Source organism: bacterium (genome assembly GCA_026129405.1).
GTDB lineage: Bacteria > Desulfobacterota > Binatia > DP-6 > DP-6 > JAHCID01.
Map to the genome: position 1 here is coordinate 22476 of JAHCID010000011.1, position 12272 is coordinate 34747.

Sequence of the window (12272 nt, forward strand, 5' to 3'; positions counted from 1 at the left end):
CGACCAGACGTTTTCGCATAGCCCTAGATGCCTCCCTAGTGCAAATCAAATCCGACTTGCGCGTCAGTAGCCATCGAGACGAGCCACCCGATCACGATGGAATGCCGCGTCGCCGAAGGTCAGCTCGGCCGCGCGGGCGCGCTTCAGGAAGAACCCCACGTCGTGCTCGTCGGTCATGCCGATGCCCCCGTGCATCTGCACGCCCTCGTTGGCGATGAGGACGTAGGCCTCGGAGCAGCGGACCTTCGCGGCCGAGGCGAGGCGGGCCACCTGGCCGTCGTCGGCGCCGTCGTCGAGCGCACGCATCGCCGCCAGGACGATCGAGCGGACCAGCTCGGTCTCGACGAAGAGCCGCGCCGCCCGGTGCTTGAGCGCCTGGAACGAGCCGATCGGCATCCCGAACTGCCGTCGCGTCTTCAGATAGGCGAGCGTCATCTCGAAGCAGGCGACCATGCCGCCCAGCATCTCGGCGCAGAGGCCGATGATCGCGCGGTCGAGGACCCGCTCGAGCAGCGCCGCGCCCTGCCCCTCCGGACCCAGCACGGCGTCGGCCGACACGGTCACGCTGTCGAGGCGTACGATCGCCGCGCCGCGGGCGTCGACCCGACGCTGCGTGGTGACGGTGACACCCGGGGCGTCGCGCTTCACGAGGAAGAGCGTCACGCCGCCGGCGTCGGCGACCTCGCCCGCCGTGCGGGCCGAGACCACGAACCAGTCGGCGATCTGGCCGTCGAGCACGTGGAGCTTCTCGCCGCTCAGCTTCCAGCCGCTCCCCGCGCGCTCGGCGCGGGTCTCGACGTGGTGGACGTTCCAGCGGCTCTGCCCCTCCTGATAGGCGAGCGCGAGGAAGCGCTCGCCGGCCGCCACCGCGGGCAGATGCGCCTGCTGCTGGGCATCGGAGCCGGCGAGCTGGAGCGCCGTCGCGCCGAGGAGCACGGTGCCGACGATCGGCTCCGGCAGGAGGCCGCGCCCGAGCTCCTCCATGACCACGCCCAGCTCGGTCCAGCCGAGGCCGGCGCCGCCGTGGGTCTCGGCGATCGGGATGCCGACCCAGCCGAGCCGCGCCATCTCGGCCCAGAGGTCGCGCGAGAAACCGTCGGACTCGGGATCGTCGCGCAGCGCACGCAGGCGCTTCCACGACGAGCGGCCCGCGACCAGCTCGCGGGCGGTGTGCTGCAGGAGCTGCTGCTCTTCGGTGAGGACGAGTGCCATGGGTTCAGTCCGGAAGGCCGAGCACGTGCTTGGCGATGATGTTGAGCTGGATCTCGGAGGTGCCGCCCTCGATCGTGTTGCCGCGGGAGCGGAGCCAGTCGCGGGTGAGCGCGAGCTCGTCGTCGGCGAAGCCGGGGCCTTCCCAGCCGAGCGCCTGCGGGCCGGCGAGCGTCATCATCAGCTCGCGCCGGCGCTGGTTCAGCTCGGTGCCGTACAGCTTGAAGAAGGAGGTCTCGGCGCCGGGCGCCTGGCCGACCTTCAGCCGGTCGCGCGAGCGCGCGAGGGTGAGATCGAAGCAGAGCTGGTCGAGCTCGACCTGGGTGATGCGGTCGCGCAGGACCGGGTCGGCGACGCGACCGCCCTCGCTCGCGGGCAGGTAGCGGCGCGCCATCTTGAGGAGGCGCGAGCGGTCGTCGCGCTCCTTGAAGACGTCGGCGATCATATTGCGCTCGAAGCGCAGCAGCATCTTCGCGATGTTCCAGCCGGCGTTCTCCTGGCCGACGACGTTCGCGACCGGCACGCGGACGTCGGTGCAGAACGTCTCGCAGAACGGCGACGCGCCGCTGATCAGCCGAATGGGCCGCACCTGCACGCCGGGCGACGCCATGTCCATGAGCAGGAACGTGATGCCGCCGTGCTTCACCGTCGTATCGGTGCGGACGAGGATGAACATCCAGTCCGATTTGTCGCCGTACGACGTCCATACCTTCTGGCCGTTCAGGACGTAGTGGTCGCCGTCGCGCACGGCCCGCGTCTGGAGCCCGGCCAGGTCGGAGCCGGCGCCCGGCTCGGAGTAGCCTTGGCACCAGCGCACCTCGCCGCGGGTGATGCGCGGCAGGTGCAGCACCTTCTGCTCCTCGGTGCCGGCCTGGAGGAGGAGCGGCCCGATCATCTCGAGGCCGAAGCCGATGAGCGCCGGCCGCAGACGCAGCGCCGCCATCTCCTGCCCGAGGACCTTCGCCTCGTCTTTCGACAGCCCGCCGCCGCCGTACTCGCGCGGCCAGGTCGGCGCCGTGAAGCCGCGCTCCGCCATCACCGCGAGCCAGCGCCGCGTGTCGGGCGGATAGGTGCCCTTCTGCCCGCCCCAACAGACCTCGTCCGCCGACGTCGGCGGCGTGCGCATCGCGGCCGGCGCGTTCGCCTCGAGCCAGCGGCGCGTCTCTTCCCGGAACGTCTCGAGATCGGCCATCGGCGGACGCTAGCGTCGTGGCATCCCCGGTGCAACGACTCGGCGCGGCGCGCGCCTGCGCGGTGGCGGGCTCCTTTTCCGCGTGCTACCGCCGCGGGCGTGCCCACGCGCGACGCCCTCGCCCGGCGCGTCCACGAGCTCGAGACGGTCGTCGACGCCGTCCGCGCGATCACGTCGAGCCTCGACCTACCGGCCGTCCTGCGCGCGATCCTGGGGCGCATCAAGGCGCTCACCCAGGCCGAGGCGCTGTCGCTCCTGCTGCACGACCCCACGCGCGGGGAGCTGGTCTTCGCCGCGACCGAGACGCTGCGCGAGAACACGCTCGTCGGCGTCCCCGAGCCGTCACCGGCCGCGACCGAGCCCGCGGGCTGCGTGTGTACCGTCCCCCTCGAGCGCGACGGGCTCCCGCTCGGTGCCGTCGTTCTGCGCGCGCCGTTCGACGGCCAGCCGTTCGACGACGCGGCCCGCGCCCGCGCGGCGACGGCGGCCGGCGAGATCGCCGCGACGCTCGATCCGGAGCGCCTCACACGGGATCGCGCGGCCATGGCCGGCGTGTTCGCGCGGCTCGCGGCCGCGGTCCCGTGCGGCACCACCGAGCTGCGGCTGCGCGATCCGGAGGGCAACCAGCTCGCGCTGCGTGCCACGCGCGCGCTCGAGCCCGGCGTGATCGACGGCCTGCGACTGCCGATCGGCCAGGGCATCGCCGGCTGGGTGGCGGCGCACCGCACCCCGCTGCGGCTCGACGACGCGTCGGCCGATCCGCGCCACGACCCGACCGTGGCGGGCCTCACCGGCCTGCGCCCGCGCAGCATGCTCTGCGTCCCGCTCGTGAAACAGGGCACGCTCCTCGGCGTCGTCCAGGTCATCAACCGCTTCGACGGGCGCCCGTTCACCGAGGAGGAGCTGCACCTCGTCGAGCTGCTCGCCGAGCACGCCGCCCTGGCGCTCGACAACGCCGCCCTCTACCGCCGCGCCCATCTCGCCGCCCGCACCGACGACCTCACCGGCCTCGGCAACACGCGCTACTTCAACGAGGTCCTGCCGGCGCTGGTGGCGCGCGTCAGGCCCGTATCGCTGCTCGTCGCCGATCTCGATCACTTCAAGGAGGTGGTCGACCGCTACGGCCATCTCGTCGGCAGCGCCACCATCGCGCACCTGGGCGGGCTCATCGGCCGGCTGCTGCGGCCGGGCGACGTCGCCGCCCGCTTCGGCGGCGACGAGTTCGTCGTCGTGCTGCCCGAGACGCCGACCGCGGACGCGCTGCGCATCGGCGAGGCCGTGCGCGCGACGATCGAGAGCTGCCGCCGGCCGGGCGATCTCGACGTCGACGTGAGCGGGGTCACGGCGAGCATCGGCGTCGCGACCTATCCACTGCACGCCGCCGACGCCGACGGCCTGTTCCGTGCCGCCGACGGCGCGATGTACGCGGTGAAACGCGGCGGCCGCAACGGCGTCGCGCTGTCCACTCCGACGCTCACCAGCGCATGAGCTGCCAGCCGATGAACACCTGCAGGCCGGCGAGCAGCACGACGACGGCGCCGAGCCACGGGTGGACGCGGCGGGCCCAATCCGCGGTCGCCATCGACCGCGAGACCACCGCCGCCGCGACCACCGCGGCGAGCATCAGCGTGCCGAGACGGAAGTGCATGCTCGCCGCCGGGTGGAGGTCGTCGCGCACGAGCCACACCGTGAGCCAGCCGCCGAGCCAGCTGAGCACGACCAGCGCGACGAGCCAGGGACCGAAACGCGCATGTGCGCGGCGGGCGGCGCCGGCGCGCCGCCCGCCGCGCTGCATCGCCAGCCCGAGGCTCGCCAGCCGCAGCGCGAGCAGCACCGTCACCAGCCCGACCAGCGGATGCAGCCAGGAGACGAGGGTCGCGTCGGCGGTCACGCCCGGCAGAAGCGCGCGCCGATCTCGCGGACGCGATCCTCGAGGCCCTCGGGCCGCACCCGGGGCTGGACGATGAGGCGATGGATGCCGGCGGCCTCGGCGCGCTCGAGCAGCGCCTCGTCGAGCCGCTCGAAGGTCGTGAGCGAGATCTCGAACGGCGCCCCGTCCCGGCCGAGCTCGCGGCGCAGCCGTGCGAGCTCGCGCACGATGCCGGCGGTGTCGTCGACCGTGCGTGCGAAGCCGTACCAGCCGTCGTGGCGGGCCGCGCGCGCGAGCGCCGACGCACCGCCGCCGCCGATGACGATGGGCGGATGCGGCCGCTGGCGCGGCTTCGGCTCGAAGCGGACGTCGGCGAACGACGTGAAGCGGCCCCGATGCACCGGAACCTCCTCCGTCCACAGCGCGCGGATGGCGGCGAGCGCATCGTCGGTGATGGCGCCGCGCTTCGTGAAGTCGACGCCCAGCGCGCGGAACTCGGCCGCGACGTAGCCGCCGGCGAAGCCGGCGATGAGCCGGCCCTCGGAAACGACGTCGAGGGACGCCAGCGCCTTCGCGAGCACCACCGGGTTGTGATGCGGCAACACCAGGATGCCGGTACCGAGCTTCATCCGCGAGGTCAGCGCCGCGGCCCGCGTGAGCGCGACCAGCGAGTCGAGCATCGGCGTCTCGGGCGGCGTCGGCACGGGGTTGTCGCGAACCGGCAGGACGACGTGCTCGCCCGTCCACACGGAGTCGAATCCGCTCTCCTCGGCCGCACGCACGACGCGTGTCTGCGTCGCCGGATCGGCGCAGGCGCCGAAGTTGACGCCGAAGAGCCCGAATCGCATCCGGGCCGACGCTGGCACCGGGGTGCCGGAGCGTCAAGCTGCCGCCTCCCGCATCGTCGGCGCGCGCCTACCGCTCCGCCGGGAGGCGGAGCAACGGGTAATCCGATCGCCTCGGCGCGGCGCCGTCGCTACCGTCGGCGGGTGCAGCAGAACCATCGGCATCGCGTTCTCCTGGTCGAAGATCATCCGGCGACCCGCCGCGCCGGCGTCGCGGTGCTCGAGTACGGCGGCTTCGACGTCGTCGTGGCGCGCGACGGCGTCGAGGCCCTCCGCCGTCTCGCCGGCGCCCCCCTTCCCTGTGTCGTGCTGCTCGACCTGCACATGCCGCGGATGGACGGTACCGAGCTGCGCCGCGCCCTCCACGCCGACCCGCGGCTCGCCGCGCTGCCGGTCGTGCTCTGGTCCGCCGACGCCGAGCTGGCCGCGCAGGCGGTCGTCCTCGGGGTCGCCGCCGTCCTGCGCAAGTCGGTCGATCCCGACGAGCTGCTGGCGGTCCTCGCCCACCATACCCGCTGCCCTGGCCCGATCGACGGCGAGCCGCTACAGGGCGTGGCATGGCCCGGCGACGGCGACATCCGAGCCTCGTTCCGCTCTCCCACGACCACCGCGACGCCCTCGGGCTCGCCTTCCGACTGCGCCATCCCGCTCCGCCGGGTCCGGTGACGGCCATGACCCCCGCGAGCACGCCGGCGTCGCGCGCCGCCGAGACGCTCGCGTTCTGGGACCGCCACCTCGTCGGCCACTTCGCCGCCGAGGAGACGCTGCTCTTCCCGTTCCTCCGCACCCACCTCGCCGACGCGGCGCCGCTGCTCGATGCGCTCGTCGCCGAGCACCGGACGCTGGCGGCGCGACGCGACGCCGTCGCCACCGCGGCCGACGCCGGCGGCCCGGCGCTCGACGCCGCCCTGCTCGCCTTCGGCGAGGAGCTCGAGCGACACGTGCGCCGCGAGGAGCGTGAGCTGTTCGAGCACTTCCCCGACGTCGCCGCCGACGACGGCCAGCGCCTGGCCGACGCGATCCGCGAGGCCCTGCCGCCCCGGCCGGCGACGCGCTGAGCGCACGCCTCAGTCGAGCCGGCCGCCGGATCCCGTCTCGATCGGCAGACCGCTGTCGCCCCAGCCGGGCTCGAGCCGGCCGTCCGGCCCCTGCGCGCCGCCGAAGCCGGGGCGCAGGTGCACGAGGCGCGTGAAGCCCGCCGCCGCGAGGAGCTCGTACGCGTGCAGCGAGCGCACCCCGCTCTGGCAGGCGACCACGAGCGTCGTGGCCTTCGCGAAGTGCCGGCCGACGATCGCCGCGAAGTCGGGGTTCAGCATGGGACGCCCGCTCGCCGGATCGCGCACGAGCACCGACACGTTGCGGGCACCGACCGGATGCCCGGCTTCGAACTCGCCCGCCGTCCGCACGTCGAGGTAGACGGCTGCCGGATCGTTCGTCAGCACGGCGTGGGCCTCCGCCACGCCGACGTCGCGCCTCGTCATGCGACGAAGATGGGCGGGCCGTACGACGGCTGTCAACCGGTCTGGAGTCCGGCGGTGATCTGGGATCTCGTCGGCGGCGCGCGATGACGAACGACGCCTGGTGGAGCCGCTCGCGGGCCGTGGACGTGGACGACATCCGCTGGGACGACGTCCCGCGCACGCCGCTGCGGCCCGCGACGGTGCGCGCGCTGCGCTACATGCAGGACGTCGAAGCGCACACGATCGTCTATCTCCGCCAGCTCCTCGCGACGCGCGCGATCGACGAGCCGGCCGTCGCGACCTTCCTCGCCACCTGGTTCTACGAGGAGACCGCGCACGGCCGGGCGCTCGACCGCTTCCTGCGCGCGGCAGGGTATGCGCCGGCGGCGCGCGTGCGCTCGCACGCCCCGCCGATCCACCGCCTCCAGGAACGCGCCATGGCGGCGCTCAGCCGCACCTGGCCCGATTTCGTCGCCGTGCACATGACGTGGGGCGCGATCAACGAGCTCACCGCGCTCGCCGCCTATCAGCGTCTCGCCGCGCTGGCGGACCATCCCGTCCTCACGGCGCTGCTCGCGCGCCTGGTCCGCGACGAGGCCCGGCACTACGCCTTCTACGCCCGGCAGGCGTCCCGCCGCCTCGCTGCGCCCGCGGCGCGACGGATCACCCGCGTCCTCGTCGATCGCTTCTGGGCCCCGGTCGGCTCCGGGGTCCAGGCCGACGCCGAGGTGCGGGCGCTGGCGGACTTCCTCTTCGGCGGCCCGGAGGGTCATGCCGCCGCACGCCGCATCGATGCGGCGCTCGGACGGCTCCCCGGCTTCGACGATGCCCGCGTCGTCGAGCGCTGGCTCGATCGCGCGCACGTCTCGCCGGCAGCCCCGCCGATCGCGCTCGTCCCCGCCGGCTGACGCGCCGGCTCAGCCGGCACGCTCGAGCGGCGGCAACGGCGTCGGGGCGTACCAGGCCGCGCGCGTGCGCGGGGACCGCGCCGCGTCCGCACCGGCGGGCTTCGTGGCCAGCGTCTGGTAGAGCCCGATCGAGCCCTGCGCGAACGCCACCGAGGCCGAGACGAGGTAGGCCAGCCACACCCGATACGTCCGCTCGCCGACCAGCGCGCGCGCCTCGTCGGCACGCGCCCGGAGCCGCTCGGCCCACTGGCGCGTGGTCCGCGCGTAGTGCTCGCCCAGCCCTTCGACGTCGAGCAGCGCGAAGCGGGCACGCTCCACCTCGCCGGCGAGCGTGCTGATCGCCTGGAGCTCGCCGCGCGGGAACACGTGGCGGTCGAGGAAGCGCTGGAGGCTCGTGGGCCGCCAGCGCACGTCGCGGCTGATGGCCTGGACGAGCAGGCGCCCGCCGGGCCGGAGACACCGCCACGTGGTCGCCAGCAGCAGCGGGGTCGCCGCGATGCCGACGTGCTCGAGGAGGCCCACCGCGGCGACGGCGTCGAAGTCGGCCGCCGCGGGCGGGAGGGATCGCCAGTCGGCGAGCACGACGCGGAGCCGCCGCTCGAGCCCCTCGCGACGGATCGCCTCCTCCGCGAAGGCCGCCTGCGCCACCGAGAGGGTGACCCCGACGCCCTCGACGCCGTGGTGCCGGGCGGCCCACAGGAGCAGCCCGCCCCATCCGCAGCCGACGTCGAGCAGGCGCGCCCCCGGCCGCAGGTCGAGCTTGCGACAGACGAGCTCGAGCTTGTCCTCCTGCGCGGTGTCGAGGTCGACGTCGGGTGCGCGGTACCAGGCGCACGTGTAGACCATGCGCCGGTCGAGGAAGAGCGCGTAGAAGTCGTTCGAGAGATCGTAGTGGTGCGCGATCGCCCGCCGATCCGCGCCCCGAGCGAACCAGGTCATCCGCCTCAGCCCATCCCGAACGCGCCCTCGAGCACGAGACGGCGGCGGGTCCACGGCAGCGTGCAGGCGAGACGCGCCGCGGCGGTGACGAGCCGCATCGGCACGTGCCGCGCGACCGCCCGCGCGAGACGCGACGGTACACCGAAGGCGTCGGCGACGTGCTCGGGATACGCGTCGGCACGGTCGTCGTGGATCAGGCTGGCGGCGATGCGCGCGCTGCGCAGGGCCGGACCGATCCCTTCGCCCGACCAGTCGTGCGCCAGTCCGGCGCTGTCCCCGATCAGCACGAAGCACGACCCGCCGATGCGCCGCGGCCGATCGCGACGCACCGTGTAGGCGTGGCCGCGGAACGGCGTCAGCGCGACGCCGCCCGGCAGGCGGCCGAGCGCGCGCAGGCGCTCGAGGAAGCGCGCGAGGCGCTTCGCGATCGGCAGCCCGCCCACGGCGCCGACCCCCACGTTCAGGAAGTCGCCCTTGGTGAAGTACCAGCCGTAGCCGTGGAAGTCGGGCTCGGCGAAGAGCTCCGGCGTGCCGAAGCACGGCGTCAGGGGGCGCAGGCGGTCGGCCCCGATGCGCGTCTCGCTCTCCTGCGTGACGACGACCGCCTCGTCCGGATCGGGCGCCCCGAGCGCGCGCCCGACGGGACACTGGTAGCCGCCGGCGCCGACGACGAGCGGCGCGGTGAGGCGCTCGCCGTCGGTCTCGAGCGCGAGGCCGCCGGGCACGGATGCCACATGGCGAACCCGCTGGCCCTCGCGGACGTCGACCCCCGCCGCGCGCGCGCGGGCGAGGAGATGGGCGTCGAACTCCGCGCGCACGATGCCGTAGCTCGCTGCCCGCGCCCAGCGCGTCTCGTGCGTGCGATCGTCGACGTCGACGGTCACGGCGTCGAAGGGCTGGATCGTGTGCGGATAGCGTTGCGGATCGACCTCGGCGTCGTCCAGCGCCGCCGGCGTCACCCAACCGGCGCAGAGCTTCACGCGCGGGAAGCGTGCCGCATCGAGCAGGCGGACGCGCCGCCCGCCCTCTGCCAGCTTGCGCGCGACGGTGCTGCCCGCGGGCCCGCCGCCGACGACGAGCACGTCGGCGGTCACGGCCGCACCGCCTCGAGCAATGCCGCCGCGCGCAGCACGAGCGACGGCCGCAGCCCCTCGAGGTCCTGTCCGGCGGTCATGGCCGCGAACAGGTCGCCCTCGAGGTCGAGCCCGCCGTCGATCCACGCCGTCCCGAAGGCGAGCGGCGTGGGACGCAGCAGGAGCCGCCGCAGCACGCGCCGGCGCGGCAGCACGACGGTGAATGCGGGCACGCCCGCGGCTCCGGCGGTGACGGTCGATCCGTCCCAGAGGCGGAACGCGACCGGCACCCGCAGCGGGGCGAACACCCGCCGCAGGAGCGAGCCCGCGCGCACCGCGCTCGTCGCCATGCCGTCCGTGTAGCGCACGACCGCGCAGGCGGGAAGCCGCGCGCCCACCGTGGACGCGCCCGCAGCCGCCGGGCGCGCTCAGTTCGCCCCGCGTTGACGCAGGTCGATCGCCTTGCCCGTGCGGTCGGCCTCCTCGATTTCCTCGAGGCTGATGCTGTCGTCGCCGGTGCCGAGGAGGTCGCCGACGCGAATGCCCTGCGTCTCGGGTCGCTTCTGGATGGCGTAGAACGCGACCAGGCGCTGCACCTCGGCCTCGACCTGCTCCGGGGTGCGGCGCGGCGCGCCGTCGGGGCGATCGCGCAGCATGTCCTGCTGGTAGGTCGTGTAGACGTACGCCGACCAGTTCAGCGACATCGCGCCGGTGGCGGCACGCGACGAGAGCGCCGTCACCACGTCGAAGAGCTCGGGCACGATCGCGTCGGGCGCCGGGCCCATGAGCAGCATCCGGTTCATCTGCGCGACCACCCGGCGACGCTTCTCGAGGCCGCCGGCGTCGCCCTCGCTCGACGCCATCCGCGTCAGGTACCAGCGGGCGCCGAAGCCGATCAGCTCGCTCTGCCAGTACCAGGCGGCCCCGCCGAGCAGGACGAGGACGACGAGGCTCCCCACGAGCACGCGACGCATCCTTTATGGCTTGCTCCCCGGGCCCGAGGGTCGTCAAGCTTCGCCGGCCGATCGGCCGCCGCCGCCGCTCGTGCGGTCCCGAACGGGCCGCGATACAACCGCCGCATGGTCCTCGCCGAACGACATGCCCTCGTGACCGGTGGCGGGTCCGGCATCGGCCGGGCCGTCGCGCTCCGCCTCGCCGCGCTCGGCGCCGCGGTGAGCGTCGTCGATCGCGACGCCGCCTCGGCGACCGCCACCGCCGAGGCGATCACGGCCGCCGGCGGCCGCGCCGCGTCCACGACCGCAGACGTCGCCGACGGCACGGCGGTGGCCGCGGCCGTCGCCGCCGCCCGCGCGGCGCACGGTCCGCTCCTCGTGCTCGTGAACAGCGCCGGCATCGCCGGCTTCGCGCCGCTCGTCGACCTCGACGAGGCCACGTGGGACCGCATGATCGGCGTGCACCTGCGCGGCACCTATCTCTGTGCCCGCGCCGTGCTGCCCGACATGCTGGCCGCGGGCTACGGCCGCATCGTCAACCTCTCCTCGGTCGCCGGCGTGCGCGGCGGTCCCCAGCTCTGCCACTATGCCGCGGCGAAGGCCGGCATCATCGGATTCACGAAGGCGCTGGCGCAGGAGGTCGGGCCGCGCGGGATCACCGCCAACGCCGTGGCCCCGGGCCCGATCGACACGCCGATGCTGCGCGGGTCGGGCATCCCCGACGCGGTGCTCGAGCAGTCGGTGCGCAACATGCCGGTCGGCCGCCTCGGCACCGCCGACGACGTCGCCGCGGCGGTCGCCTGGCTGGTCTCGCCCGACGCCGGGTTCGTCACCGGGCAGGTGCTAAGCCCGAACGGCGGCGGCTACATGTGACGCCGCCGCCGGCTCACTCGCCACGGAAGTGCGGGGGCCGCTTCTCGAGGAACGCGCGCACGCCTTCGGCGTAGTCCGCGCTCGCGAAGCAGTCCGCGATCAGCCGCTGCACGGCCGCCGTATCCCGCGTCCCGGCCGGACGCAGGCTCTCGCTGATGGCCCGCTTCGCGGCCCGCAGCGTGAGCGGCGCGTTCCCGGCGATCATGCCCGCGGTGCGGGCCGTCTCCGCATCGAGCTCTGCCTTCGGCACCACCCGGCTGAGGAGCCCGAGGGCGAGCGCGCCCGCCGCGTCGAAGGTGCGTGCGGTGAAGAACAGCTCCGCCGCCCCCGATGGTCCCACGAGCTGCACGAGCCGCTCGACCCCGCTCTGGTGGTACCCGAGCCCCAGCCGCGCCGCCGGCAGGGCCAGGCGCGCGTCGGCAGCGGCCAGCCGCAGATCCGCGCACGCTGCGATTGCGAGCCCGCCGCCGACGCAGACCCCGTGGATCGACGCCAGCAGCGGCTGCGGCAGCCCGAGCATGGCCTCGAACGCGCGCGCCGTGACCGCCTCGTACGCCGCCGCGGACGTGGGATCGGCCCGCCGGGTCGCGAACTCCGAGATGTCGGCGCCCGAGGCGAACGCCTCGGTCCCGTGGCCGCGGAGGACCACCACCCGCACGGACCGGTCCGCCGCGAGGCGCGCCATCGCCGGCGGCAGCGCCTCCCACATCTCGAAACGGACGGCGTTGCGGCGCGCGGGGTTGCGCAGCGTCACCGTGCCGACGCCGTCGGAGGTATCCACGTCGATGCCGAACTCGGACATCCGCCGCGCATACCATGGCGATCGGAGCGGGGCACCCCGGCCGGGGCCGAGGCCGCACGTGCCTCAGAAGCGCTGCATGACGCATGCTCGCCGAACGCAGCACTACATCGGCCCATTCACGGCGCATTGCGCGCGGCGGGCCAAACCC

15 protein-coding genes are annotated in these 12272 nt (G+C 74.4%); 5 read left to right on the forward strand and 10 right to left on the reverse strand.

What is annotated here, in order from left to right; all coding sequences use genetic code 11:
- Window positions 1–63 precede the first annotated feature (63 nt).
- Window positions 64–1212 (reverse strand): acyl-CoA dehydrogenase family protein, encoded by a 1149-nt coding sequence (locus KIT14_24560; GenBank protein ID MCW5893699.1) that lies wholly within the window; start codon window positions 1210–1212, stop codon window positions 64–66.
- Between the two features lie 4 nt (window positions 1213–1216).
- The gene (locus KIT14_24565) at window positions 1217–2401 is read right to left on the reverse strand and encodes an acyl-CoA dehydrogenase family protein (GenBank protein MCW5893700.1); all 1185 of its coding nucleotides are present in this window, start codon (window positions 2399–2401) and stop codon (window positions 1217–1219) included.
- 99 nt (window positions 2402–2500) lie between these two features.
- On the opposite strand from KIT14_24565, the gene KIT14_24570 reads away from it, so the two are divergent.
- Window positions 2501–3889, forward strand: coding sequence for a sensor domain-containing diguanylate cyclase (locus KIT14_24570; protein ID MCW5893701.1), 1389 nt, complete (start codon window positions 2501–2503; stop codon window positions 3887–3889).
- Here the strand turns inward: KIT14_24570 and KIT14_24575 are convergent.
- Together KIT14_24575 and KIT14_24580 are read right to left on the reverse strand one after the other, a co-directional pair.
- Window positions 3876–4292, reverse strand: coding sequence for a DUF4079 family protein (locus KIT14_24575; protein ID MCW5893702.1), 417 nt, complete (start codon window positions 4290–4292; stop codon window positions 3876–3878). The two genes, KIT14_24570 and KIT14_24575, sit on opposite strands and share 14 nt — an antisense overlap.
- Entirely contained in the window at window positions 4289–5119 is an 831-nt protein-coding gene (locus KIT14_24580; GenBank protein MCW5893703.1) for a TIGR03619 family F420-dependent LLM class oxidoreductase, read from the reverse strand. Before KIT14_24580 ends, KIT14_24575 begins: the two co-directional genes overlap by 4 nt.
- Window positions 5120–5260: 141 nt before the next feature.
- Between KIT14_24580 and KIT14_24585 the strand changes: the two genes are divergently transcribed.
- Window positions 5261–5782, forward strand: coding sequence for a response regulator (locus KIT14_24585; protein MCW5893704.1), 522 nt, complete (start codon window positions 5261–5263; stop codon window positions 5780–5782).
- Window positions 5674–6174 (forward strand): hemerythrin domain-containing protein, encoded by a 501-nt coding sequence (locus KIT14_24590; protein MCW5893705.1) that lies wholly within the window; start codon window positions 5674–5676, stop codon window positions 6172–6174. The genes KIT14_24585 and KIT14_24590 overlap by 109 nt, the downstream gene beginning before the upstream one ends.
- A gap of 9 nt (window positions 6175–6183) precedes the next feature.
- On the opposite strand, the gene KIT14_24595 is transcribed toward KIT14_24590, so the two are convergent.
- Complete coding sequence (locus KIT14_24595) at window positions 6184–6597, reverse strand: rhodanese-like domain-containing protein (GenBank protein ID MCW5893706.1); 414 nt, start codon at window positions 6595–6597, stop codon at window positions 6184–6186.
- Between the two features lie 83 nt (window positions 6598–6680).
- On the opposite strand from KIT14_24595, the gene KIT14_24600 reads away from it, so the two are divergent.
- A complete protein-coding gene (locus KIT14_24600) occupies window positions 6681–7484 on the forward strand; it encodes an acyl-ACP desaturase (GenBank protein ID MCW5893707.1) in 804 nt (267 codons plus the stop codon).
- A 9-nt stretch (window positions 7485–7493) separates the two neighbouring features.
- Here the strand turns inward: KIT14_24600 and KIT14_24605 are convergent, their stop codons facing one another.
- The 4 genes from KIT14_24605 to KIT14_24620 are packed head-to-tail and all read right to left on the reverse strand — an operon-like array spanning window position 7494 to window position 10470.
- Window positions 7494–8423, reverse strand: a complete 930-nt coding sequence (locus KIT14_24605; GenBank protein ID MCW5893708.1) for a class I SAM-dependent methyltransferase — start codon at window positions 8421–8423, stop codon at window positions 7494–7496.
- A gap of 5 nt (window positions 8424–8428) precedes the next feature.
- Complete coding sequence (locus KIT14_24610; GenBank protein ID MCW5893709.1) at window positions 8429–9517, reverse strand: NAD(P)/FAD-dependent oxidoreductase; 1089 nt, start codon at window positions 9515–9517, stop codon at window positions 8429–8431.
- Entirely contained in the window at window positions 9514–9864 is a 351-nt protein-coding gene (locus KIT14_24615) for a hypothetical protein (protein MCW5893710.1), read from the reverse strand. The genes KIT14_24610 and KIT14_24615 overlap by 4 nt, the downstream gene beginning before the upstream one ends.
- Before the next feature lie 60 nt (window positions 9865–9924).
- The gene (locus KIT14_24620; protein MCW5893711.1) at window positions 9925–10470 is read right to left on the reverse strand and encodes a hypothetical protein; all 546 of its coding nucleotides are present in this window, start codon (window positions 10468–10470) and stop codon (window positions 9925–9927) included.
- Window positions 10471–10575: 105 nt separating this feature from the next.
- On the opposite strand from KIT14_24620, the gene KIT14_24625 reads away from it, so the two are divergent.
- Window positions 10576–11322 carry an SDR family oxidoreductase gene (locus KIT14_24625; protein ID MCW5893712.1) on the forward strand — a complete coding sequence of 249 codons (747 nt, stop codon included), beginning with the start codon at window positions 10576–10578 and terminating at the stop codon, window positions 11320–11322.
- A gap of 13 nt (window positions 11323–11335) precedes the next feature.
- Here KIT14_24625 and KIT14_24630 read toward each other — a convergent pair whose 3' ends face one another.
- On the reverse strand, window positions 11336–12124 hold the full coding sequence (locus tag KIT14_24630; protein MCW5893713.1) for an enoyl-CoA hydratase/isomerase family protein: 789 nt from the start codon (window positions 12122–12124) through the stop codon (window positions 11336–11338).
- Window positions 12125–12272 lie beyond the last annotated feature (148 nt).